The sequence below is a fragment of the Cupriavidus necator genome (assembly GCF_040578825.1).
Taxonomy (GTDB): Bacteria; Pseudomonadota; Gammaproteobacteria; order Burkholderiales; family Burkholderiaceae; genus Cupriavidus; species Cupriavidus necator_E.
Genome location: NZ_JBEFLI010000077.1, coordinates 1 through 24,941, shown reverse-complemented (window position 1 = coordinate 24,941; position 24,941 = coordinate 1). Strand labels below are relative to the sequence as shown.

Annotated in this window: 17 protein-coding genes and 5 pseudogenes; 16 read left to right on the top strand and 6 right to left on the bottom strand. The window is 58.7% G+C overall.

Annotated elements, in window-relative coordinates:
* Positions 1-17: 17 nt before the first annotated feature.
* Positions 18-878: a DUF2950 family protein gene (locus tag AB1I47_RS28135; protein WP_354686982.1), complete on the top strand. Its 861-nt coding sequence runs from the start codon at positions 18-20 to the stop codon at positions 876-878.
* 119 nt (positions 879-997) lie between these two features.
* Positions 998-2,155, top strand: a pseudogene (locus AB1I47_RS28130) (IS3 family transposase).
* Between the two features lie 626 nt (positions 2,156-2,781).
* Here AB1I47_RS28130 and AB1I47_RS28125 read toward each other — a convergent pair.
* A pseudogene (locus tag AB1I47_RS28125) lies at positions 2,782-3,825 on the bottom strand (IS1634 family transposase); the annotation flags it as partial.
* Between the two features lie 77 nt (positions 3,826-3,902).
* Here AB1I47_RS28125 and AB1I47_RS28120 point away from each other — a divergent pair.
* Positions 3,903-4,988 carry an IS630 family transposase gene (locus AB1I47_RS28120; RefSeq protein WP_407935924.1) on the top strand — a complete coding sequence of 362 codons (1,086 nt, stop codon included), beginning with the start codon at positions 3,903-3,905 and terminating at the stop codon, positions 4,986-4,988.
* On the opposite strand, the pseudogene AB1I47_RS33960 reads toward AB1I47_RS28120, so the two are convergent.
* Positions 4,986-5,544: pseudogene (locus AB1I47_RS33960) on the bottom strand (IS1634 family transposase); the annotation flags it as partial. The gene AB1I47_RS28120 and the pseudogene AB1I47_RS33960 sit on opposite strands and share 3 nt — an antisense overlap.
* A gap of 293 nt (positions 5,545-5,837) precedes the next feature.
* On the opposite strand from AB1I47_RS33960, the gene AB1I47_RS28105 reads away from it, so the two are divergent.
* Positions 5,838-8,324: a heavy metal translocating P-type ATPase gene (locus AB1I47_RS28105; RefSeq protein ID WP_354686978.1), complete on the top strand. Its 2,487-nt coding sequence runs from the start codon at positions 5,838-5,840 to the stop codon at positions 8,322-8,324.
* Between the two features lie 300 nt (positions 8,325-8,624).
* On the top strand, positions 8,625-8,921 hold the full coding sequence (locus AB1I47_RS28100) for a DUF4148 domain-containing protein (RefSeq protein ID WP_354686977.1): 297 nt from the start codon (positions 8,625-8,627) through the stop codon (positions 8,919-8,921).
* Between the two features lie 438 nt (positions 8,922-9,359).
* On the opposite strand, the gene AB1I47_RS28095 is transcribed toward AB1I47_RS28100, so the two are convergent.
* Positions 9,360-10,025 (bottom strand): hypothetical protein, encoded by a 666-nt coding sequence (locus AB1I47_RS28095; RefSeq protein ID WP_354686976.1) that lies wholly within the window; start codon positions 10,023-10,025, stop codon positions 9,360-9,362.
* A gap of 1,093 nt (positions 10,026-11,118) precedes the next feature.
* Between AB1I47_RS28095 and czcI the strand changes: the two genes are divergently transcribed.
* From czcI to AB1I47_RS28050, 9 genes are all read left to right on the top strand, one after another.
* The gene (czcI, locus tag AB1I47_RS28090; RefSeq protein ID WP_354686975.1) at positions 11,119-11,466 is read left to right on the top strand and encodes a cation efflux protein, CzcI family; all 348 of its coding nucleotides are present in this window, start codon (positions 11,119-11,121) and stop codon (positions 11,464-11,466) included.
* A 69-nt stretch (positions 11,467-11,535) separates the two neighbouring features.
* Positions 11,536-12,792: a TolC family protein gene (locus tag AB1I47_RS28085; RefSeq protein ID WP_354686974.1), complete on the top strand. Its 1,257-nt coding sequence runs from the start codon at positions 11,536-11,538 to the stop codon at positions 12,790-12,792.
* Between the two features lie 17 nt (positions 12,793-12,809).
* Positions 12,810-14,366 (top strand): efflux RND transporter periplasmic adaptor subunit, encoded by a 1,557-nt coding sequence (locus AB1I47_RS28080; protein WP_354686973.1) that lies wholly within the window; start codon positions 12,810-12,812, stop codon positions 14,364-14,366.
* 13 nt (positions 14,367-14,379) lie between these two features.
* Positions 14,380-17,577, top strand: a complete 3,198-nt coding sequence (locus AB1I47_RS28075) for an efflux RND transporter permease subunit (RefSeq protein WP_354686972.1) — start codon at positions 14,380-14,382, stop codon at positions 17,575-17,577.
* 49 nt (positions 17,578-17,626) lie between these two features.
* Positions 17,627-18,577, top strand: coding sequence for a cation diffusion facilitator family transporter (locus AB1I47_RS28070; RefSeq protein ID WP_354686971.1), 951 nt, complete (start codon positions 17,627-17,629; stop codon positions 18,575-18,577).
* A 1-nt stretch (position 18,578) separates the two neighbouring features.
* The gene (locus AB1I47_RS28065) at positions 18,579-19,256 is read left to right on the top strand and encodes a heavy metal response regulator transcription factor (RefSeq protein WP_354686970.1); all 678 of its coding nucleotides are present in this window, start codon (positions 18,579-18,581) and stop codon (positions 19,254-19,256) included.
* A 3-nt stretch (positions 19,257-19,259) separates the two neighbouring features.
* Entirely contained in the window at positions 19,260-20,693 is a 1,434-nt protein-coding gene (locus AB1I47_RS28060; RefSeq protein WP_354686969.1) for a heavy metal sensor histidine kinase, read from the top strand.
* Positions 20,694-20,771: 78 nt separating this feature from the next.
* The gene (locus AB1I47_RS28055) at positions 20,772-21,164 is read left to right on the top strand and encodes a CzcE family metal-binding protein (RefSeq protein ID WP_354686968.1); all 393 of its coding nucleotides are present in this window, start codon (positions 20,772-20,774) and stop codon (positions 21,162-21,164) included.
* A gap of 195 nt (positions 21,165-21,359) precedes the next feature.
* Positions 21,360-22,406, top strand: coding sequence for a bifunctional UDP-4-keto-pentose/UDP-xylose synthase (locus AB1I47_RS28050; protein WP_354686967.1), 1,047 nt, complete (start codon positions 21,360-21,362; stop codon positions 22,404-22,406).
* A 440-nt stretch (positions 22,407-22,846) separates the two neighbouring features.
* Here the strand turns inward: AB1I47_RS28050 and AB1I47_RS28045 are convergent, their stop codons facing one another.
* The gene (locus AB1I47_RS28045) at positions 22,847-23,911 is read right to left on the bottom strand and encodes a porin (RefSeq protein WP_354686966.1); all 1,065 of its coding nucleotides are present in this window, start codon (positions 23,909-23,911) and stop codon (positions 22,847-22,849) included.
* A gap of 286 nt (positions 23,912-24,197) precedes the next feature.
* Here AB1I47_RS28045 and AB1I47_RS28040 point away from each other — a divergent pair, with 286 nt between their 5' ends.
* Positions 24,198-24,455, top strand: coding sequence for a transposase (locus AB1I47_RS28040; RefSeq protein WP_407935923.1), 258 nt, complete (start codon positions 24,198-24,200; stop codon positions 24,453-24,455).
* The gene (locus AB1I47_RS28035; RefSeq protein WP_354686965.1) at positions 24,410-24,664 is read left to right on the top strand and encodes a hypothetical protein; all 255 of its coding nucleotides are present in this window, start codon (positions 24,410-24,412) and stop codon (positions 24,662-24,664) included. The genes AB1I47_RS28040 and AB1I47_RS28035 overlap by 46 nt, the downstream gene beginning before the upstream one ends.
* 2 nt (positions 24,665-24,666) lie before the next feature.
* On the opposite strand, the pseudogene AB1I47_RS28030 reads toward AB1I47_RS28035, so the two are convergent.
* Together AB1I47_RS28030 and AB1I47_RS28025 are read right to left on the bottom strand one after the other, a co-directional pair.
* Positions 24,667-24,849 (bottom strand): annotated as a pseudogene (locus AB1I47_RS28030) (transposase); the annotation flags it as partial.
* Positions 24,847-24,941: pseudogene (locus tag AB1I47_RS28025) on the bottom strand (IS5/IS1182 family transposase); the annotation flags it as partial. The pseudogenes AB1I47_RS28025 and AB1I47_RS28030, both read right to left, overlap by 3 nt.

Below are 24,941 nucleotides of genomic sequence, written 5' to 3'. Positions count from 1 at the left end.
TGGCCGCGCCGCTCGGAATGCGCGAGGAAATGGTGATTCAGTCGCTACGGTTTCTCGCAAAGAGAATCTTCGTTTCGTACTTGTGCCTTAACACGGCTCTCGTCTTCGGCCACAAGGCACCTGTCTCTAGGTACACCGTTCGCGTCTATGAAAGCCCCGCGCTGGCAATGAGCGCACTTGGCAACGCGGTCGCTACCAATGACGAAATGGCGATGAAGGGCCTTCTGGGCGCAAACTTTCGTGACTTCATTCCCCCAGTCGATGCCAGGATACGACGGGAATTCCTGCAAGCTTGGCAGGTGTCGCATGAGGTGAGAATTACAGGTAACCGGGCGATTATCTTTGTTGGCGACGAAGGATGGACCTTACCAATTCCGTTGACGCAGACATCCAAAGGCTGGCATTTCGACACCCGCGCAGGTGCCAACGAAATGCGAATACGCCGCATCGGACGGAACGAGGCTTCAGTAATGGAGATGATGTTGGCCGTATGGAACGCGCGGGTCAGCTATTCTCATACTTCCATTGATACCCTCGCCGTCTTCCGTACGGTTATGCGTGAGGCGGGACCACGAGCGCAGCCGCGAACCCAAGGGAGTACTTCGCCAGTGCTCTATGAAGGCTACTACTTTAAGCCGCTTGCCGCGCCCACCTCGCTTGCTGCGGAAAAATCAGTCGACCATCCCTTCAACCGAGCAGTTGACGGCGTTGCCATCCTCGCGTGGCCGGAAAAGTACCGCGATACAGGAACGATGAGTTTTATGGTCAGCCAGGATGGTCAGCTCTACGAGAGAGACCTGGGGGCAGACAGCGCAGCAGTTGCTGCGGTAATGAATACTTTCAACCCGGGTTATGGATGGCGGAAGATTTCTCCGTGAATCTGCACGTCACGCTTTACGTCTGTCGACTGGAGACGGGCCGCTCGTTTGAGGTTCCCCCGAAATTTCGCCTTCCAGTAGGTCGTGTGTAAACTCGACCCAAAGGAAGGAAAGAGAAGATGTTCAAGATTCCAAAGCAAGCGTACACGGCGGAGTTTAAGGCTGGGGCCGTGCAACGGGTGAAGGACGGACACGGGGTGAGCGCCGTGGCCCGCGAATTGGGCGTGTCGGAGCAGACGCTGCGCAACTGGATCAAGGCTGCAGAGGCCGGCAAGCTGGGCAGTGCCGGGGCGAAGGTGGTGACGCCGGAACAGATGGAGCTGTCGCGCCTCAGAGCTGAGAAAAAGAACCTGCAGATGGAACTTGAAATCGCAAAAAAAAGCGCGGCGGTCTTCGCGAAGGACCTCCTGTGAAGTTCGCCTGGATTGGGACGCAGCTTCGACACTATCTGTTGTCGGCGCTGTGCGAGGTCCTGTCGGTCAGTCTGAACGGCTATCGGGCATGAAAGCGCGGCGGCACGCTGCAGCGCCGGCGCCTGAGCGACGGGCAGTTGCTGGCGTTGATTCGGACCATTCACGCAGAGGTCGGCGCCTATGGCTCGCCGCGCATGACGGCGGAAATCCGCTCGCGCGGCTTTCCGGCCAGCAAGGATCGGGTTGAGCGGCTCATGCGCGAGAACGGCATCCGGGCCCGGCACAAACGGCGCTACAGGTTGACGACAGAGTCGAAGCACAAGCTGCCGGTTGCAGAAAATCTGCTGGCACGCAACTTCACGCCGACGGCGCCGAACCTGGTGTTCACCTCGGACATCACGTACATCTGGACCGACGAAGGCTGGCTGTATCTGGCGGTCGTGCTGGACCTGTTCAACCGGGAAGTCGTCGGTTGGTCGATTAGGCCGCGCATGACGGCGGACATCGTGACCGACGCGCTGACGATGACGTGGTTCCGACGCAGGCCGGGACTCGATGCGATGCATCATTCGGACCGCGGCGCCCCAGTACACCTCCATTGCGTTCGGGCGCCGTTGCCGCGCAGCCGGGGTGCGCCCCTCAATGGGTTCGGTGGGAGACGCCTTCGACAATGCGATGTGCGAGAGCTTTTTCGCCACGCTCGAATGCGAGCTGCTCGCACGTACTCGATTTATTATTACGCACGACGAGGCCCGCCAGGCGCTGTTTACTTTCCTCGAAGGCTGGTACAACCCGCACCGCCTCCACAGCGCGCTGGGCTATTACTCGCCGCTGGTCTACGAACAGCGTCAGGCCGAAGCATAACGAAACGCGATCGCCAGCGAGTTGTCCACCGCAGGGCGGCGTCGCGGTCGACAAAGGCGACCCGCCGCCCGCCCGTGGACAACTCGCGCCCCCCTCCCAACAGGAGCAAACTTATCGGTGACAAATTCAACTGAGTAACTGTCCATCAATGCGGGGTAAACCCAAACTGACGACATCCAAGCCAATCCCTCGCGAGCTCTGAGAGGACTCCTTCCGGGCGCTTTCCCTGACGCGTGAGACACGTCTAACGCGTGGCTCGTCGAGGGGGTAGGGCCACGTATGCGACGTTCATCACGAGCCGTACTTTGGCGCCCGTTTCCCGGAGGATGGGGGCGGGCGTCGCCTCCCCACCTGCGGACCCGCTTCTTGCGGCTAGCCCCAAGGTACCCTGGGGGCGTAGCCACGCTGAGGGCTCGGTGCGTCCCCGCCGGCCATTCTCGAGTTCGCCCCGCTCAAGGGTCAACCTGGACCGCGTAACGACTTTTCAGGCGACCAAATGTTTCCTTGCTTGGTAATCGCGTGTGTTTGCCTATCGAGGGCGAAGGTAAACACTAGGCCGAAGTTTGACTCGGAGACCAAGCTAACCTGTTGAAGCGCCGAGAGATTTTCAAGCGGCAGGGGGTTGGCTACTGGGAACAGCCGGGGTCGATGCCGAGCAGCGCAAAGGCTTTGCGCTGCAACGGCGTGGGACGGGTCGTGATGACGATCTTGGTCTGTGGGTTGACCGAGGTCGAGGTGATGTTATAGGTCAACGTGGCGAGGTCCTGCAGCAGCGTCTGCAGGCTATGCACGGGCAGGTCGTCGTCGGTCCGGTGGCGCACGGCTTTGGCGTCAGCCCCCTCCGAGCGCGGCGTCGGCATGACCGGATTGGCACGTTGATCACGCAGCGTTGCCAGGTCCTCATCGTCATGGAGCAGCGGCTTAAGCCCTTGGCGCAGATGCCACTCGACGTAGTAGGCCAGCATGCATAGAAACACGTGCGCGCGCACGCGCGACTCGCTGAAGTGATAGATCGGACGCACCTGCAGATCGACCGTCTTCATCGAGCGGAAGGCGCGCTCGACCTGCGCCAGGCTCTTGTAGGCCAGAACCGTCTGGGTGTCGGATAGCCGTTCACTCGGCACATTGGTCCGCAGTACGTAGAGTCCATCGAGAGCGGTCTCGGCATCGATCTGCTCTTGCTTGCGGGTGAACGTAAAGCTCGTCTCGGTGATGACCAGCTCAAAGTGCTTGGCCATCCGATAGCGCTCGATCACGCGACCCACGCGCAAGCCAATCTTGTCTTGGCCGCGCAGGCGATTGCGGGTGCGCTCGGTGGCCTGCGCGATCGCGGCCAGTTCTACTTCGGTGGCCGCCAGCAGCTCGGCGCGCTTTCTGGCGCGCTCCTCGGCCAACGCCGGGTTGCGGCAGACCAGCAGCCGCTCGCCCGGATAGCGCGCGCTGTCCAATGCGATCAGGCCGCGCTCGTCGAACAGCGAGGGCTGCCAAGGGCCGCGCTCCTCGATCAACTCGGCGATCTGCGGCGAGCGCAGGGCGGTGATCCAGCTCATGCCGGCCGGGCGCAGCACCTGCTCGATTCGCGCAGCGGTAATCATGCCGCGATCGCCCACCCACACCACCTGAGACAGGCCAAAGCGCTCCTTGAGCTTGCTAATCTGCGCCGCTAGTGTAGTGTTCTGTTCTTGATGGAACTTATATGAATTCGGCGTCTCCAAAGCGCTACTGCGACACAGCGTGGAGAGAGCGAGTGCGAGTTGCCACCGAGATCATGTTGACCGACGAGGAGCGAACCAAGTTGACGAGGCTGGTTCGGTCGAAGCTCACGAGCGTTAGGCTGGTGCAGCGCGCGCGTATCGTGCTGCTGGCCGCCAACGGAATGCAGAACAAGGACATCGCCGAGCAGTTGGGAGTCGGACGCGTGCAGGTCTCGCGTTGGCGTGAGCGGTATGCGCAATCGGGGCTGGCCGGGATCGAACGCGACTTGCCGCGCGGTGCGCCGCCGGTGAAGGTGGACACGGCGCGGTTGGTGGAGCTGACCACTCAAGCCAAGCCCGTGGCGGCCACGCACTGGAGCACGCGCAAGATGGCCGCCGAGTTGGGCGTGAGCGCCAGCACCATCATGCGCCATTGGCACGCCCATGGGTTGAAGCCGCACATCGTGCGCGGCTTCAAGGTCTCGCGCGATCCGAAGTTCGTCGAGAAGCTTGAGGACATCGTGGGCCTGTACATGTCGCCACCAGAGCACGCGCTGGTGCTGTGCTGCGACGAGAAGAGCCAGGTGCAGGCATTGGATCGCACACAGCCCGGGCTGCCGTTGAAGAAGGGGCGCGCGGCCACCATGACCCACGATTACAAGCGCAATGGCACGACCACGCTGTTTGCCGCGCTCAACGTGCTCGATGGCCAGGTCATTGCCCAGTGCCAGCAGCGCCACCGCCATACCGAGTGGTTGAAGTTCCTGCGCAAGATCGACCGCGAGACGCCCAAGGACAAAACGCTGCATCTGATCGCCGACAACTACGCCACGCACAAGCATCCTGCGGTGCAAGACTGGCTGGTCAAGCATCCGCGCTTCAACATGCACTTCACGCCCACCTCGGCGTCATGGCTGAACATGGTCGAGCGGTTCTTTCGGGACATCACGACCGAGCGACTTCGCCGCGGCGTATTCACCAGCGTGCCGGAACTGGTCGCCGCCATCAGCGAATACATTGCTCACCACAACACCAACCCCAAGCCATTCATCTGGACCAAGAGCGCTCGCGACATCTTGCAGAAAGTCATTCGCGCCAACCGCCGCTTAAGTTCCAAACAGAATGGAACACTGCACTAGCGTGGCCGGATCGGCGGTGTTGCCGGCAAACACCTCGACCGCCACCGGACACCCGTCGGCGGCGCACAGCAAGCCAAACACGATCTGCGGGTCATCGCGTTTGCCGTCGCGCGAGTAGCCGTAGCGGGCAAGCGCGCAGTGTCGGCCGGTGACCCATGTCGAGGTGAGGTCATAGAGCACCAGCACGCCGTTGCTCAGATGCTGGCGGGCCAGGCTGCGCTCAATGCGCGGCTGCGCCTCGCCGAGCGGCCAGCACCAGTGAGCGCACCGGGGCGGGCGCAGGGTCAAGCAGTTTGGCGAGGCCGCAGCGCCGGGCGATGCCCAGCACGGCGGCCACATGGCCATGCGGCAGCGACCGCTCGATGCTCATCGGCGCCTGGGTCGACTCAACGGCAACGCCGCCCTTGAGCAGGATGCGGAAGTGTTCGATGAGTTGCGGATCCCAGTGGGACAGATTGGCGAGAGTGCGTTTGACGACCTTGCCGCCCTCACGATAGCCCTCACGCAGGAGGATCGCGGGCGGGGAGTTTCGATTGGGGACGGTCTCGATATACATGGGCTAAAGCATAGCCAACGAGGCCCGTAATTCAAGGCAAATCTCGCCAAACATCGAACGATTTACATGGGAACAAATAGGACGCAAAAAATGGCGCAAAGGCGCGCCATCTCTTGCTTAGCTGCGTTTCGGGTCCTCAAACTTCGGACTAGGGGACGCTGCCGCGCCCCATGTTGTGTTGTTGCACCGCGCTACCCCGTGGTTAAATTCAAACCTGTTTCATTGGGAAAGCATAAATTTCCAGGATAGCCGATCGTTGAGGTAAGAAACATCTTGAGCAAAGGACGTGAGCAATGACCGAGAAGCTACGCATGGATATCCCAATCCTGTTGCCGGATGTAGTCGATGCCGCGGATGCTTGCGTGGCGCGGCTGATCGGCGAATTGCATGGCCGGGATGGCGTTGAGAAGGTGCATGTCAGACCCGCGGCTGCGCAGGAACCGGCACAACTCTGTGTTCATTATGATCCCGCCGTTGTTCCCCTTGCGCGGATTCGTGAACTCGCGCTAAGCGCAGGGGCGCGAATCACGGAAAGGTTTGGGCACGTGCTGTGGCAAGTAGAGGGTGTCACGCATGAGCGCCGCGCGCGCACCGTCGCCCAACGGCTGCGCGTACTTCCGGGAGTGCTGGAAGCAGAGGTTAGCCCCACTGGCTTAGTGCGGGCCGAGTTTGATGCTGAGCAAGTCACGGAGGCAAGGATCCGGGAAACGCTTGCAGAGTTGGGGGCGTCAAAGAAGGTCGCTATGCCTGCGGCGAAGGATGAGCATACTGGCCATGCTCATGTCACCGCGGAGCACGTCCAAGATTGGGGCGGCAAGGATCATGAGCATATCCATGGTGGCCTCTTCGGGGGCAACTCCGAACTGATCTTTTCGCTCACATGCGGTGCGCTATTGGGTGTTGGCTTCGCCATCGAAAAACTGATCGCTGGCGCCGCTGGCTGGCTACCGATTGCCTGCTATGTTGCGGCGTACTTCTGCGGCGGTTTCTTCACGGTGCGCGAGGCGGTCGACAACTTGCGCCTCAAAAAATTTGAGATCGACATACTGATGTTGGTCGCTGCTGCAGGCGCGGCATCGTTGGGCGCTTGGGCTGAAGGCGCGTTGCTCCTCTTTCTTTTCAGTCTTGGCCACTCGCTGGAGCACTATGCCATGGGCCGCGCCAAGCAGGCGATAGAGGCGCTGGCTGAACTTGCGCCCCCCACGGCTACCGTGCTGCAAGATGGGAAGACTCGCGATGTCCCTGTCGAGCAATTGAATATTGGCGATGTGGTTGTTGTCCGCCCCAACGAACGCCTGCCGGCGGATGGATTTCTTGTCAAGGGTGCCTCGGCAGTAAACCAGGCACCGGTCACCGGAGAAAGCATCCCCGTCGACAAGCGCGCGGTGAACGACGCGGCGACTGCGCGGGCCAAGCCTGGCGCGGTAGGCTCCGAGTCGCGCGTGTTTGCCGGAACCATTAACGGCGCCGGGGCCATAGAGGTGGAAGTGACGCGCCTGTCAGGTGAGACAGCGCTGGCGAAAGTTGTCAAGATGGTCAGCGAGGCCCAAACTCAGAAATCTCCGACGCAGCGCTTTACCGAAAGGTTCGAGCGCATATTTGTGCCGGCGGTGCTGGGACTTGCTGGTCTGCTGCTGTTCACCGGGTTGGTGATCGACGAACCGTTCAGTGCGAGCTTTTACCGAGCCATGGCAGTGTTGGTGGCGGCGAGCCCGTGCGCGCTGGCCATCGCGACACCCAGCGCGGTCCTTTCTGGCGTGGCACGGGCGGCGCGCGGTGGTGTTTTGGTCAAAGGCGGTGCGCCACTCGAGAATCTCGGCTCGTTGAATGCTATTGCGTTCGATAAGACGGGAACCCTGACTGAGGGGCGTCCTCATATCACCGACATCGTGCCCGCGGAAGGTTGTGCCGAGGATGAATTGCTAAGGATTGCCATTGCCGTGGAATCGCTAAGCGATCACCCGCTTGCTGCGGCGATTGCCCGCGACGGGCGCGAGCGGGTGGGGGAGGAGAGCCTTCCCGCGGCTAGCGACCTGCGGAGCTTGACGGGGCGTGGCGTGACCGCACGGCTCGACGGCGAGACCGTATGGATCGGCAAGGCGGAAATGTTCGGTGTCGACGGCATCGCGCCGTTGAGTGAGGCCATGGCATCCGCAATTGAAGAGCTACGCAATCGCGGCCGCACGACAATGGTCGTCCGGCGCGGTCAGAAGGACGTCGGGGCCATTGGTCTCATGGATACGCCACGGGCGACCGCGCGCGTCACGCTCGAACGGTTACATGCCCTAGGCATCAAGCGTATGATTATGATATCAGGCGACAATCAGAAGGTCGCGGACGCCATTGCTAAGGACGTCGGACTTGATGAAGCGTGGGGCGACCTGATGCCTGAAGACAAGGTCGAGGCGATAAGGAAGCTTCGCCGGGAGGCGAAGGTTGCCATGGTAGGCGACGGCGTGAACGATGCCCCTGCCATGGCAAATGCGACGGTTGGCATTGCAATGGGTGCAGCGGGATCCGACGTGGCACTGGAAACGGCGGATGTTGCACTCATGGCTGACGACCTGCGGCACCTACCTTTCGCGCTCGCGCTGAGCCGACACACGCGCTCAATTATTCTGCAGAACGTATTCATTAGCCTTGGTGTGGTCGCCTTTCTCGTGCCTGCGACGATCCTTGGTCTGGGTATTGGACCTGCAGTAGCGATGCACGAGGGCTCGACGCTATTGGTAGTCATCAATGCGCTGCGGCTGCTCGCCTACCGAGACAAAGAGGGCTGATTGCTAACAGGGTGTTTTTGCCAACGCGTGCCAGGTCAGCCGCATCGCGGATGACTCCTTCCCTATGCCGTGTGAAATTCGGTGGCCTAGCTATCAGTGCGCGCAACTTGTTGCGCGAACCTGTCTCGAAGGTCACTTTTGGTTGCAGATGGTAGCCGTGCACTACGGTATGCTGACGCTAGAATTATCTAGTCTAGGTGTCAAATTTGTCATGCTTCGTCAATGTGCGTGCAAAGGATACAAGGCGATTCGAGATTAGAATAGCAGAGAGACAACTGCGGATATTTTGAGGTAATGGCTATGAAAAAGGTTCTTATCAGCACCTTGATGACGGTATTTGTTTGCGGGCCAGTATTTGCGCAAAGCTCCAAGGATGGCACGCAAGGGCGCACGCGCGCCGAAGTCAAGGAGGAGCTGTCAAAATCTAAGCACGATGGTACCCAGACGATAAAGAACAGCGAATATCCTCCTGGCGAGCAGACCGTCCAGCGGGCGCAAAGAGATCACGCGGCGCAAAAACACCCTAACGAGGGGCCAAAGCCTGAATTCGATGAGCACGACAAGGCGGGAAAGCCGAAGGGGCAGGGAGGAAGGTGACCGCCTCGTCCGCTGCATCTTGCTTTTCCTAAAGCCGATATAGCCAGTGGCAGTCGGCGGGGGAGTTCCCGTCTCCCGTGCTGGATTGATTAAGGTATTTTCTCAGCGGCTACAGATAGGAGCGCGGGGGTTGCGTGTGGGCTGTCATTCCATCATGTTCCCAGATGCTTGAGTTTTGCCAGCTGACTAGTTTTGTGATGTCTCGTTAACCGCAATGGTGGAGGTGACCCGTTTTTCAGACAGTGCCTATCTTGAGTAAGCAGGAGGTGCGCACCATGCCGAAAACGCGCCCACCGTACAGCACTGTCTTGACTTGGTCCATGCCGGTCGCCGCATCGAACCCACGGCTCAGACCATTTACAACTGGGTTGCACAGGCTGAGCGTGACGTCGGCACACGTCACGACGGCCTGACCAGTGCCGAGCGCCAGGAGCTCGGCTACGCCGTGAGAACCGGGCAGCTCAAAATGGAGAGGGAGATACTTGCAGAAGCCGCGCTTTGGTTCGCCCGGGAGACCGACGCGCTGCCCGACAAGGGTACGAATTTACCCGCTCGAACCTTAAGCCCGGCCATGGTAACAGCGGAACGAGCTTGGCGGGGGCTCGGGCTGCGCCCGTTCCACGCATAGAACCCACTGCGCGAGACCGCGTCGTGAGCAACAAGCTGCTGCTGGTGGCAGATCCGCTCACGACTGGAGCTTGCGGAGGCGCGCGCGGACTGGGCTTTTGGCCTTTGGGTTGCCCAAACGGTGGTCGCGGTGTTGGCCAACTGGCTTTCGGTGAGTTCTACGGCTTCCTTGGTGGCTTGATGCACGGATTCGCAGAACGTGTTAGCCGATGCCAAGACCGCCAGCCAGGCGCTTAGCGCGCCTCCGTGAGCTGTCTGCTGTGAAAGCCCGTCCATGATGTCTTGCAGGCTGCACTTCCTTGTTCCGTAGTGGGCGGCTGCGACCTGTTGGAAATCCTCTCGCAGAGGCTGCCATGATCGCATCTGCTTGCGCGCTTGCGCTACAGATGCGCGTCCTTTCTCCGCGGCTTGCTCGATCGAGCTGGCCTGAAATGCATAGAATTCGATCCGATCTTTGCTAGCCAAGGCTTTGCGCACCGTCTCGATCCTCGCGCAAATGATCGACCACTCTTGCTGCGTTCGTTAGATCTGTTAGATCGACCCAGACGATAAGACCAATCGATTGTAGTTCTCCAAACATGACCGGTAGATTGCACTGCGATGACGGTGTCCTCGCGCGGCGCACCCGCGATCGTGACGTGGGGTGTAGGGGGCACCGCATGGCCGCAACCCACGCGTTCCGCGGCCAGCGTGGAATGTGCATGGCAGGGCATAGTCGAGGCTCGAATGCACCGTCGCATAGCATGACGAGCATCTCTCATCTCTCATCTCTCATCTCTCATCTCTCATCTCTCATCTCTCATCTCTCATCTCTCATCTCTCATCTCTCATCTCTCATCTCTCGAGCGAACCTCCGCGGATGCCGGACAAAGCCGCTGTTGGCGGGCCACCCTGGCGTGGAACAAGGGACGGACGCGCTCCCCCGGGTGAGGAGTTGAGGCACCTGTCCATTTCTTTGACTGGGCGGTAGGTAATGGTTCGGCGCTATTGGCAACGCGCTGAGGCCTATTGTTTGCTCATTGTGGCCGGGAAGGGAAGAGCGAGCACCCATGACGGCAGATGGAGAGTGGAAAATTAACGAATGATTACATTTTGGCAATAATGGCCGGAAAAGCATCCGCAGAAACTAAACTTCGCGCCGAACGCCTGACCACCGGTGAGTCGAGCATCTTCTGGCGGCTTGTCCTCTGGTCCTCTGAAATGGCGGTATGTCTCACTTTGCCAAGCCGCCACGGTAACGCCACTCCTTCAAAGTTATGTGGCTCCGGAGTCACCAATGCACTACGGTCATGTTTCGGAGTCCGTCATAGTCAGCTTGCTCGCTATGCTGGCTGGGCTAGTCGTTCTCTACGTAGGGTTCGCAATTTATTTGCGCAGAAAGTATGGGCCAACGCCGAAAAAAAGGCAGTTCGAGCGAACAAAGCGGCGACCGGCTTCCAAGCGCAAGCGATGATCGCGCCTCAATTTTGATGAGGTCCTGGCCGTATTTGAGGTAAACTTCGTACTCCTGCACCCGTGACCGTTGGACCTTTAGCAAGCTAGCCCCTCGCGGGATTGAAGCCTCCAGAGCATGCGACGTTACTTTCTGATACTTGTGCTGCTTATTCTGCCTGTCCAGTTCTCCTGGGCGGCAGCGGCGCGCTATTGTCAGCATGAGACGGCGTCTGCGCCTTGGCATCCTGGCCACCACGAGCACCGTCACCAAGCCTCGGAAAGCAAGCCTGATTTCGAGAAGAAGTCGGTGCTCGGTACCGACTGCGGAGTGTGCCACATTGTGTCGGCACCGTTCATGTTCGGACAAATCTTGGATTTGACGAATGCGCAGCGCGTGGAACACGCTAATAGTCAGCACACTTCAACCTTCACTTCGTTGAATCCTAGGGCGCCAGACCGCCCTCAGTGGCGCCGTCTCGCGTAATCGGCGAGACGACTTCTGTGCTCCTGCGTCTCGCCGAGTTCTCCCGGGCAAAAACCTTGGTGCAATTCGATGCGAAAACTATTTCTGCCGCTCGGGCTGGCGGCGGCATTCCTCAGCCCAACCTTTGCAGTAGCGCAACCGCAGGTTGCAACGTCGACGATTCCGGCCCTCCCGAGAGAGACCGCCGGGCCGTTGACACTTGACGCCGCGCTGTCGCTTGCGGCCGCAAGTAACTTCAGTTTGTCAGCGGCCGCCAAGGAGCTCGACGCCACCGAAGGTGGCATCATGCAGGCAAGGACGATTCCAAATCCGGAGCTTGCAACCCTGGTGGAAGATACGCGCCGCTCCAGCCGGACATCCACGGCGCAAGTCAATATTCCCATTGAACTGGGCGGCAAGCGCTCGGCGCGAATCGACGCCGCGGAGCGAACCCGTGAGTTAGCGCAGGCAACGCTAGCCAGCGTCCGAGGTGATATACGGGCGCAAGTCATCGAGAGCTTTTTTTCCGTACTGATTGCCCAAGAGCGCGTCAAATTGGCGACCGGTTCCGCGGATATTGCCGCACGCGGCGCTCAGGCCGCCGCACGGCGAGTTGCCGCCGGAAAGATCTCGCCTGTCGACGAGACGAAGGCACGCGTGGAGCAAGCAAATGCCGAACTGGAGTTGGCCGAGGCTACGGCAAGTCTGCAGTCTGCCCGGCAGGCATTAACGGCCCTTTGGGGAAATGCCGCTCCGCAGTTTTCGGAGGCGCAGGGGAATTTGGACGCGTTGCCTTCTAGGCCTGGTCCAGAGGCCCTCCAGCAGCAACTGGACAATTCCCCGTTGGTGGCAGCCAGTCGTGCGGAAATGGATCGTCGCCAAGCGGTTATTAACGTTGAGCGTAGTCGTCAATACCCCGATGTCACGGTCAGCCTGGGCGCAAAGCGGGACAACGAGGCAAACCGGAACATGGCCGTAATAGGCGTCGCCATTCCCCTGCCGATCTTCGACCGAAATCAGGGCAACCTGTATCAGGCCATTCGTCTGGCAGACAAGGCGCAGGATGAATACTTGGCAAACCGAATCAATCTGACCCGAGGGCTGCTGCAGGCCTCAAATCAGCTGTCGGTATCCCGCGCCTCAGCTCAGACGTTGAAGGATACGGTTCTTCCGGCTGCGGAGCAGGCGTACAACGCGGCAACCATTGGTTTCGATGCCGGCAAGTTCAACTACCTTGATGTGCTGGATGCACAGCGCACGCTGTTTCAAGCACGAATTCGTTACCTGGGTGTGCTGGGGCAAACCTATCAGTCAGCGACAACGATAGATCGCATTCTGGGACGCTAAGACGGGATTCAATAACCATGGCCATTACGAACAAGCAGAAAGCTGCAATCGCAGCCATTGTACTAGTCGGTAGTGTTGCTACCGGCGCAGTCCTGTTGACCGGACGCTCGGCGCCGGACGAGCACAGCGGCCATTCCGAGGCCAAGGGTCACTCAGACGGTGAGCACCATGGGTCGAGCGAGTCGGACCACAAGGACGACAAGGCGCACGCCGATGGCGAGCACCATGAAGTCAAGAAGGGGCCGAACGGTGGCGCGATGTTCTCGCGCGATGGCTACGACGTGGAGATAGGTACGGCCGAAGCGAAGGGCGAGGCACGCATTCGCCTGTGGGTGACTAAGAAAGGCAAATCCGTCTCCGAGGGAGTGAGCGCAAGTGGGAAACTAGTCCACGCAACCGGCGAGACCCAGACGCTGAAATTCGTCACCTCGCGTGATGCGTTGGAAAGCCAGCAAACCATCGAGGAGCCGCACGTTTTTGACGTGAGCGCGAACGTTGTATTGCCAGGGCAATCGGCTCCGCTTGCTGTCAGCTTCTCGAAGGAAGAGGGCAAGATCGAGCTGACAGCGGAACAACTGGCAAAGACTGGCGTCGTGGTGCAGACAGCGGGTCCGGCCAAGGTCCAGACTGGGGTTCGGTTTCCAGGTGAAATTCGATTCAACGAGGATAAAACTGCCCACGTAATTCCACGCCTGGCCGGCGTGGTAGAGAGCGTGCCTGCCAACATTGGTCAGCAAGTCAAAAAGGGGCAGGTGCTCGCTGTGATAGCCAGCACGACCCTGTCTGACCAGCGCAGCGAACTGCTCGGGGCGCAGAAGCGACTTGACCTGGCCCGCCTTACCTACGACCGGGAGAAGAAGCTTTGGGAGCAGAAAATCTCGGCAGAACAGGATTATCTTGCAGCACGCAATGCGCTACAGGAGGCGCAGATCAGCGTGCAGAATGCCCAACAGAAACTCACAGCAATCGGTGCCAGCAATAGTTCCACGGCACTGAATCGCTATGAGCTGCGTGCGCCGTTTGATGGAATGATCGTCGAGAAACACATATCGTTGGGTGAAGCGGTAGCGGATAACGCAAACGTGTTTACCTTGTCGGACCTTTCCTCGGTCTGGGCGGAGTTTGTAGTGTCAGCCAAGGATGTCGAGAAGGTGCGCATCGGCGAAAAAGCTACGATCAGTTCGGCAGCCTCCGAAGGCAAAGCCGACGGCACGGTGTCCTATGTTGGATCCTTGCTCGGCGAGCAAACGCGAACCGCAAAGGCACGCGTAACGCTGACGAATCCACAGATGGCTTGGCGGCCAGGCCTGTTCGTCACGGTGAGCGTCTTTGGTGCCGAAGCAGACGTTCCGGTCGCCATTCAGTCGGAAGCAATCCAGGACGTCGACGGACAGAGCGTCGTGTTTGTCGCGGTGCAAGGGGGCTTTGTCATCCAGCCAGTGAAAACGGGTCGCTCGAATGGGAAGACTGTCGAGATCGTGGAGGGATTGAAGGCCGGAGCTCGCTATGCGGCGGCGAACAGCTTTGTTCTCAAGGCGGAACTCGGCAAGTCCAGTGCCGAGCATAGCCACTGATACGGAGACAGCAATGTTTGAACGTATCATTCGATTTGCCATCGAGCAGCGATGGCTGGTACTGCTCGCCGTCTTCGGGATGGCTGCGCTCGGAGTCTACAACTATACGCGTCTGCCCATCGATGCGGTGCCGGACATCACGAACGTCCAAGTTCAGATCAATACGTCGGCACCAGGCTACTCTCCTCTGGAAACCGAGCAGCGCGTCACGTATCCGATCGAGGTCGTAATGGCCGGTCTGCCCGGACTGGAACAAACTCGGTCGCTGTCGCGCTACGGGTTGTCCCAGGTGACCGTCATCTTCAAAGATGGCACGGATATCTATTTTGCGCGGCAACTGGTGAATCAGCGCATACAGGAAGCCAAAGAAAGCCTGCCTGAAGGGGTGGTTCCCGCCATGGGCCCGATTTCAACGGGCCTTGGTGAAATTTACCTTTGGACTGTTGAGGCTGAGGATGGTGCGCGCAAACCGGATGGCACGGCATATACGCCGACGGACTTGCGCGAAATACAGGACTGGGTCGTTCGACCACAATTGCGGAATGTCCCCGGGGTCACGGAGATCAACACTATCGGCGGCTTCGACAAGCAGTATCAAGTTGCGCCCAGTCTCGAACGGCTTGCTTCCTATGGGCTAACGCTAACCGACGTGGTCACTGCACTGAACAAGAATAACGACAACGTAGGTGCCGGCTATATCGAGCGCCGCGGTGAGCAGTATCTCGTTCGCGCGCCTGGCCAAGTCAGATCTGAAGACGACATCCGAAACATCATCGTTGGAACGGCACAGGGTCAACCCATTCGAATCCGCGATATCGGCGATGTGGAAATTGGCAAGGAGTTGCGCACCGGTGCCGCCACGGAGAACGGCAAGGAAGTCGTCCTTGGTACGGTCTTCATGCTGATTGGCGAAAACAGTCGTGCAGTCTCTCAGGCCGTCGACGAGAAAGTCGCAGCTGTCAACCGTACGATGCCCGAAGGCGTCAAGATCGTGACGGTCTATGATCGGACGCGTCTGGTGGACAAGGCTATCGCCACCGTCAAGAAGAACCTTCTTGAGGGGGCCGTGCTGGTCATCGTTATCCTGTTCCTGTTCCTTGGCAACATTCGGGCGGCACTGATTACGGCGCTCATCATCCCACTTGCAATGCTTTTCACGTTCACGGGCATGGTGAACTACAAGATCAGTGCGAACCTGATGAGCCTCGGGGCGCTCGACTTCGGCATCATCATTGACGGGGCAGTAGTCATCGTGGAGAACTGCGTACGTCGCCTTGCGCACGCCCAGGAACACCATCGCCGGCCGTTGACACGTACGGAACGGTTCCATGAGGTCTTCGCGGCGGCAAAGGAAGCGCGGCGACCGCTGATCTTCGGTCAGCTCATCATCATGATTGTGTATCTGCCAATCTTTGCGCTGACCGGTGTGGAGGGCAAAATGTTCCACCCGATGGCTTTCACGGTGGTGCTGGCTCTCCTCGGTGCGATGATCTTATCCGTGACCTTTGTACCGGCAGCCGTGGCGCTCTTCATTGGAGAGCGTGTCGCCGAGAAGGAGAACCGCCTCATGCAATGGGCCAAGCGGCGATATGAGCCGGTGCTCGAACAGTCGCTGGCGAACACTCCCGTCGTGCTGACGTTTGCGGTGGTATCCATCGTGCTTTGTGTCGCGGTCGCTGCACGACTTGGTAGCGAGTTCATCCCCAACCTCAATGAAGGGGATATGGCAATTCAGGCGCTGCGCATCCCCGGCACGAGTCTGTCGCAATCGGTCGAGATGCAGAAGGAGATCGAAGTCGCGCTGAAGGCCAAGTTCCCCGAGATTGACCGGGTGTTCGCACGTACCGGTACCGCGGAGATCGCCTCCGACCCGATGCCGCCGAACATCTCGGACGGGTACATCATGCTCAAGCCAGAAAAGGATTGGCCGGCCCCGAAAAAGACGCATGCCGAACTGCTGGCTGCTATCCAGGAAGAGGCGGGCAAAATTCCTGGCAATAACTATGAGTTCTCCCAACCTATTCAACTGCGGTTCAACGAACTCATTTCAGGCGTGCGTTCGGACGTCGCCGTCAAGATTTTTGGTGACGACAACAATGTGTTGAACGAGACCGCGAAGAAGATGGCGGCTGTGCTGCAGGGCATCCAAGGGGCACAGGAAGTCAAGGTAGAACAGACGACCGGTCTGCCGATGCTGACTGTGAACATTGATCGCGAGAAGGCTGCCCGCTATGGTCTCAATATGAGCGATGTGCAGGACGCAGTAGCGACGGGCGTGGGCGGCCGAGAGTCCGGAACGTTTTTCCAGGGGGATCGGCGCTTTGACATTATCGTCAGGCTCCCGGAAGCAGTGCGGGGTGAGGTTGAGGCGCTCAGACGGCTGCCGATTCCACTGCCAAAGGCTGCGGCCGCGGACGCGAGAACTACCTTCATTCCGTTAAGCGAAGTCGCAACGCTTGAGTTGGCGCCGGGTCCCAATCAGATTTCGCGAGAGAACGGGAAGCGTCGAATTGTTGTAAGCGCGAATGTGCGTGGACGGGATATCGGTTCGTTTGTCCCCGAAGCAGAAGCCGCCATCCAGAGTCAGGTAAAGATTCCCACCGGGTACTGGATGACGTGGGGCGGCACCTTTGAGCAACTGCAATCGGCCACGATGCGCCTTCAGGTAGTGGTACCTGTCGCGTTGATGCTCGTTTTTGTCCTGCTCTTCGCGATGTTCAACAATGTGAAGGATGGTTTGCTTGTGTTCACTGGCATCCCATTCGCACTGACGGGAGGCATTCTGGCACTGTGGCTCCGTGGCATTCCGCTATCCATTACCGCTGCAGTGGGGTTCATTGCGCTATCCGGCGTGGCGGTGTTGAACGGCCTCGTGATGCTGTCGTTTATCCGATCGTTGCGTGAGGAAGGGCACTCGTTAGACAGCGCGGTCCGTCTGGGAGCCTTGACGCGACTGCGTCCGGTGCTGATGACGGCATTAGTTGCTTCGCTTGGCTTTGTTCCGATGGCGATCGCCACGGGGACTGGCGCGGAAGTACAGCGGCCGCTGGCCACGGTGGTGATTGGAGGGATTCTATCGTCAACCGCTCTCACGCTGCTCGTGTTGCCGGTACTCTACCGCCTGGCACACAGGAAAGACGAGGACGCCGAGGAATCGCCGGTATCCGCCGGACAGAAGCTTCAGGGGCAAGAACGTCAACAGCCAGCATAAGGCCATGAAGTGGGCGGCTTGGTGCCGCCCAGTCATCTAAGGAGCCAAGATGGGTGCAGGACATTCGCATGATCAAACCGGCGGCAATGAACGATCATTGAAGATTGCCCTTGCCTTGACGGGAACATTTCTGATTGCCGAAGTCGTTGGTGGCGTGCTGACCAATAGCCTCGCGCTGATTTCAGATGCGGCGCATATGTTCACCGATGTTGTGGCATTGGCGATTGCTTTGGCCGCCATCGCTATTGGTAAGCGTCCCGCAGATAAGAAGCGCACTTTCGGGTACTACAGATTCGAGATCTTGGCGGCGGCATTCAATGCACTTCTGCTTTTTGGTGTCGCGATCTACATCTTGTATGAGGCGTATGTCCGGCTAAAGTCACCGCCGTCCATCGAATCGATGGGCATGCTCTGGGTGGCCATTCTGGGACTGATTGTGAACCTTGTCAGCATGCGAATGCTGTCTGCAAGGCAGGGAGCGAGCCTGAATATACGGGGGGCCTACCTGGAGGTATGGAGCGATCTGCTAGGTTCGCTCGGCGTCATCGTGGCTGCCATCATCATCCGATTCACGGGATGGGGATGGGTTGATTCGGCCATTGCGGTACTAATCGGATTATGGGTATTGCCAAGAACCTGGATTTTGCTTAAGTCAAGCCTCAATATCCTTCTTGAGGGCGTACCGGAAGGCATAGATCTGGCACGCTTGGAGGAAGGACTCACACAGGTCACGGGGGTCAAAAGCTTCCATGATCTGCACGTCTGGGCCTTGACGACTGGCAAAGCGAGTCTGAGCGTGCATATCGTCAATGACCCAACACTCAATCCGGAAGTAGAAATGTTGCCGGCCTTACGATCCATGCTGGCGGAAGATTTCGATATTCACCACGTGACTATCCAGTTCGAACTGTCGCCATGTGCTCAAGCGGCATCGCAGGAGCACGTTGCCTTTTGGCGAGGGGTCCACGGTACAAGTTCAAACCTGCAAGGAGATAACTAGAGTGCGGGTGCTGGTGGTGGAAGATGAGGCACGTACGGCCGAGTATTTGCAGAAGGGGCTGACGGAGTCCGGCTTCGTGGTTGACATAGCGACGACTGGTGGCGACGGCATCCACATGAGCGAAGTGACGAACTATGATGTGATCATTCTCGATGTCATGCTACCGGGCGCCGATGGGTGGGCAGTGATTAAGGCAATTCGGGCCAAGGGAGATACACCGGTTCTGTTTCTTACTGCGCTCGATGAGGTGGCGGATCGTGTGAAAGGATTCGAGATGGGCGCGGACGACTACCTAGTCAAGCCTTTCGCCTTCGCTGAGCTGTTGGCTCGTATTCGGCGTTGTCTGCGGCAGAGCACGGCGAAGGAGTCGGAGCGGCTGCGCATCGCTGACTTAGAAATCGACGTGTTGGGGCGCCGCGTCTACCGAGGCTCCGATCGCATTGAACTAACCAACCAAGAGTTTACCTTGCTGCATTTGCTGATGCGTCGGCGGGGAGAGGTCCTTTCTCGTACGACAATCGCATCGCAGGTATGGGACGTGAATTTCGATACCGATACCAACGTGGTGGATGTCGCTATTCGGCGATTGCGTGCGAAGGTCGATGATCCGTTCGATGAGAAGCTCATTCACACAGTGCGCGGCATGGGCTACGTGCTGGACCCCGATCGCAAGCGGTAGGACATGTTGCAAGGTAAGTCGGTGATGCCCCTTTCCCTGACAGGGCGTCTTGCACTGTTTTTCGCTCTGGTCGTGTCGGTTGCGCTAGCGAGTATGGGAGCCTTCGCATACTATTCGCTCGCCGTGCAGCTCGAATCCCGTGACGATGAGGTGATTCGAGGCAAGCTCGAGCAAGTTGAACACTTTCTGCGGGAGGTCGATGGCATCGAGGACGTGCCCGCTGCCCAACACAGGTTTGACGACATGGTGAGGGGCTATGCCGATTTGATCGTTCGCGTTTCCGCGCGGGACGGCCGGCTGCTCTTCAGCACCTCAGATGGATCTCCGCGAGACGTCGGCCAGCCTAGACGCGACGGCGGGGACCCCTTTACGGGATTGATACGGTCAGCCGACGCTGTGCTTGGCAAGGACGGCACCCGAGTAAATGTAGTCATTGGCGCGACTGGCGAAGATAGGCGAGAGGTCACTGGGCGCTTTCGAACCACGCTACTGCTCGGCACGACGATTGGCGTTGTGCTGACAGCGATGGCAGGTGCCGCTATCACGCGCCGCGAGTTACAGCCAACTCACGCGCTGATCAAGCAGATCAACAGGATCAGCGTCGAGCGCCTCAGTTACCGCGTCGAAATTCCGTTCAAGCCTACCGAAGTGCAAGATATCGCTAGGGCCTTCAACGCAATGCTCCAACGACTCGAAGATGGCTATGTCAAGCTCTCAAGATTCTCCGCCGATCTTGCTCACGACTTGCGCACACCGTTGAACAATTTGATCGGTCATGCCGAAGTGGCGCTGTCGCGTGATCGGACATCGATCGAATATATTGGTTTAATCGAAGAAGGTCTTTTGGAATACCAGCGACTAGCGAGAATGATTGATGCGATGCTTTTCCTAGCGCGCGCGGATAGTGCAAAAGTCACCTTGGATGTGACCACGATCTCTTTGCATCGAGAACTGAAGAAGCTTTCTGCCTACTTCGAAGTGCTTGCCGAAGAGCGCGGCATAGCCATAGAGGTGAGCGGAGATGCCAATTTGGATGTGGATAGCATCCTGTTCCAACGCGCAATCCATAATCTTCTCTCGAATGCTGTTCGGCACGCACGGCCGGAAACTATCATCAAGCTTACGGTTGTAAAAGAGGAGAGCGGCTGTCTCATCGAGGTCGCGAACTGGGGCGACACAATTTCCGAGGGGGATTTGGCGTTTATCTTTGAGCGTTTCTATCGAGGAGACGCGGCCCGATCAAATTCATCACAGTCAACAGGGCTAGGACTTTCGATTGTGCGGTCGATTATGGACCTGCACGGCGGCCGCGCTGAGGTTGTAAGTGAACCCAATGGAGCGACGCGATTCAGGCTATGGTTCCCCACTACGAGACCGAACAACCTGGCGTTCGGCCGACGCACCGAGGATTCAACGATCGAGATTGCCAAAACGTAACACCGCAGCAAGGATGCTGACCCTCGGACGTTCATACACTGCATCTATGGAAGATGTGTATGTGAAAGGAGTACGACAATGAACGTGAAAGGAACGGCAATGGTATTCGCCGCGGTCGCGCTTGGCAGTCTTTCGAGTGCTTATGGGGTAGGGATGGGCACGCAACAACTGGTAGCCCAAGCGGAGATGCGAAGTCCGTCCCCCGTAAACCGCCACGCAGCGCTGTTCGGTTCGCCCGCGCAGCAATCATACGCAACCCGCACAGTTGCTGTGGTACCAGGCATGCGGTACGTGAATGTGGAATCTGGCGAAACCGTGGCATTTCGTTCCGGCGAAAAGGTGGCCGCATGGACGTTCACAGAGAGCATTTCCGGAACTAACGTGGATCTCGGCATGCTGATGCCAGAGATGCCGGGTGCTTCTGGTGTGCGTGTCTATATCGAGCGCAGCAAACTGTTTACTGGCGGATGAGCGCCGTGCTTTACACTAGGTGTTCTCGAGTATTGCCCGCGTTGCGGGGCAATTTGTTTCCGACGCCGAGGCCTTGGGCCTCGGGATTGACAAGCCCAACGCTGTCGGACCGATGGAGATACCTGTCATCCACTCCGTACAGCATCAAACAAGAGTATGTAGTCCATCTACGGATTTCTATGGAGCGTTAGCAATATGAAGAAGGTCTTAATTCTCGGCGTCAACGGCTTCATCGGCCATCACCTGACGCGCCGCATCCTCGAAACCACGCCGTGGGAAGTCTACGGCATGGACATGTCGACGGACCGCCTGGGCGACCTCGTCGAGCACCCGCGCATGCACTTCTTCGAGGGTGACATCACCATCAACAAGGAGTGGATCGAGTACAACATCCGCAAGTGCGACGTGGTCCTGCCGCTGGTGGCCATCGCCACGCCCGCCACCTACGTGCGCCAGCCGCTGCGCGTGTTCGAGCTGGACTTCGAGGCCAACCTGCCGATCGTGCGCGCCGCGGTCAAGTACGGCAAGCACCTGGTGTTCCCGTCGACCTCCGAGGTCTACGGCATGTGCGCCGATGAGGAATTCGACCCGGAAGCCTCGCCGCTGGTCTATGGCCCGATCAACAAGCCTCGCTGGATCTATGCCTGCTCCAAGCAGCTGATGGACCGCGTGATCCACGCCTATGGCATGGAGCAGGGGCTGAACTACACGCTGTTCCGCCCGTTCAACTGGATCGGCGCCGGGCTGGACTCGATCTTTGAATCGAAGGAAGGTTCGTCGCGCGTGGTGACGCAGTTCCTCGGCCATATCGTGCGCGGCGAGCCGATCAAGCTGGTCGACGGCGGCGCGCAGAAGCGTGCCTTTGCCGATATCGCCGACGGCCTCAGCGCGCTGATGCGCATCATCGAGAATCCCAACGGCATCGCCACCGGCAAGATCTTCAATATCGGCAACCCGGGCAATATCCACTCGGTGCGCGAGCTGGCCGAGATGATGCTGAAGATGGCCGCCGACTATCCGGAATACGCCGAGGAAGCCCGCAAGACGCAGATCGTCGAGACCTCGTCAGGCGACTTCTACGGCAAGGGCTACCAGGATGTGCAGCACCGCGTGCCCAAGATCGACCACACCATCGAAGAGCTGGGCTGGAAGCCCGAGGTCACCATGGAGCAGGCGCTGCGCCGCATCTTCGAAGCGTATCGCGGCCACGTGACCGACGCGCGCACGCTGGTGGGGCAATGAGAGTCTCGCCCTGTCATCCAGGGTCTAGTGCCTCAAGCTCTTCCATAAAAAAAGACCTGCATTTAGTGCAGGTCTCGAAGCCTTCGCCAACTAGCGGCGATAGGGCACCATGAGGTGGTGAATTCCACCCAATCTGTTGAGTCCACCGTGGCGTTAGAGTGCGCGCGCCGCGGTAAACTCGAACAGTTAGTTGATGTCCGACATCGGCTTGCGTCCGCCGTCCGTGAAGGTATCGCGAGGCCCGATGCGCGCGCTCCTAGTCGAGTTGGCGAGTCCTTTTGTTTCGCCATGATTCAAGTGTAAAAAATGACCACCCACGGATAAATGACTTATTGATTACGATTCCGTCATGTATCGAGAAATGCTGAAAAAATGGCCTCCATGCGGAGGCCAAAACTCTCTTGCGTTGACAAGGGAGTGTCGATTCTTCCTTCAGGACCTCAGAACCTGTGACGCACACCAATGATCGCCCCGGTCTGGTCCTTCCCAGGAACGACATTGTTGGGCGCGCCCGTGGACGAGTTGAAGCCGTTCACGCCCAACTGGGAGTTGCCGCGATTCAGTGCATATCCCACGTTCATGTAGACGTCCGTGCGCTTGGAAAGAGCATAGTCTGCTGACGCCACGAACAGGAACGGATCTGCATTCGAGTCGCGCGTATCCGTGTAGTACGCTGCACCGACAAGAGTCAGCGCCGGCGTCAGGCTATAGCGCAGGCCTGCCCAGTAAAGATTCGAACGGGTGGTCGGCAGCGTTCCAACGTTACCGTTGTACCAACGGTAGCCGATGAATGCCTTCGCTGGACCAATCGCGTAGCTTGCGCCAACCAGAGCGCGGCGGTCTCTTTGGTTGGCGGTCGCCACCGAGGTGCCTTCAAACTGGTCATACACGGCGCCCACGGCGAATGCGCCAGATTCATACATCAGAGAGACGCCGAGATTGCGGTCAACCTTGTAATTGCCCGGAACCTCCCCGCCTCCTGTTCGACTGAAGCTGTACAGACCGGATGCCGTCAGGCCGCCAAATTTTCCGCGGTACTTGACGGCATTGTCGGCACGGCCTGCGATTACGTCGTCGCTCTTGAAGAGGGAGTAGCGAGGAGCGAATCCCATCGGGTCCAGTTGAATTGCCGTATCATACAAAGGCGTCGTTTGGCGACCCAGGGTAAGCGTTCCATACTTGCTGCGCAGACCAACGAAAGCACCTCGATCAAAAAGTCTGGTGCTGTTGTTCTGCGCACCGTTGTCGAAGGAGATTCCACTCTCGAGGTCGAAGACTGCCTGTAGTCCGCCACCAAGGTCTTCCACCCCGCGAATACCCCAGCGGGATGTGGACATGTTGCCGGATGTCATGCGGATCTGATTCGAGCCGCCAGAGGCGGACGGTACATTGTTGAGATACTCAATGCCGGCGTCTGCGACACCGTAGAGCGTCACGCTGGTTTGAGCGACCGCCGTGCCTGCGAACATGCCGAGCGTCGCGGCTGCTATGCGACAAATCTTCATTGCTTCTCCTCTCATTAAGTCAGTGACTAAATTCGTGCGCCGAGTATAGAAATCGGAAGATGACTGACAGATTGCGAGGACATTACACAGTAAGAATCGTGGCTTACATACTACAATATCGATTTCTTCAATAGTATGAATTGATTGATGTTGGACGGTCGATTCGCTTTAGCAAGGCGCCCTGAGATTAGATTGCGAATCAGTGTAAGCGCGAAATTCTCCGCACATAGCGTCAGAAGCGCAGACGGCGCAGGATTGTGTCCACTATTTTTAGTGGACACAACTCATGGGCCAGAGCGAATTGGAGTTCTTGCCGCTGCGGGTGATCAACGTCGTCGCCAACGGCAAGCGCAGCTTTGCCAAGGGCGACAAGCGGCGGTTGGTTGAAGCTTGCCTGCGGCCTGGGGTATCAGTGACCAGCATGGCAATCAAGGCTGGGGTGAACGCGAACCAGTTGCGCCGCTGGATCGAGCAACACAGCGACTGGCTGCCGTCACGGTGGGAAAGACCAACACGGCGCTGGGCGCGTTCTACCGCCGGCTAGCGGCACGCATTGGCAAGGCCAAAGCCGTCACTGCCACCGCGCGCAAGATCGCGGTCCTTTACTATAACGCCATGCGCTTTGGCATGCAATATACCGACCCGGGGGCTGACCACTACGAACAGCGCTACAAGGAGCGTGTCATCAAGCAATGGCACAGGCGAGCAGCCGAGTTCGGCTTCTCCCTCCAGCCTGCGGAAGGCGTTTCTTAGGAATCATTCTCCAGCGTCAGCTGGCCGATCTTTGCATGTAGCGCCTTCACGTCCACCGGCGGCTCGGCCGCAGTCCTGATTTTGCCGCCGCCGAACACGTCCGCGGCATGCTCCGCCAACTGCTGCTTCCACTCCGTGATCTGGCTCGGGTGCACGTCATACTGCTGGGCCAGCTCCGCCAAAGACGGCTCAGCGCGCCTGAAGATGTTCCAGCAGACGAGAGAGCAGCCGAGTTTGAGGAACGCTTCGTGAATGTCGGCTCGACGTTCGAAGCGAA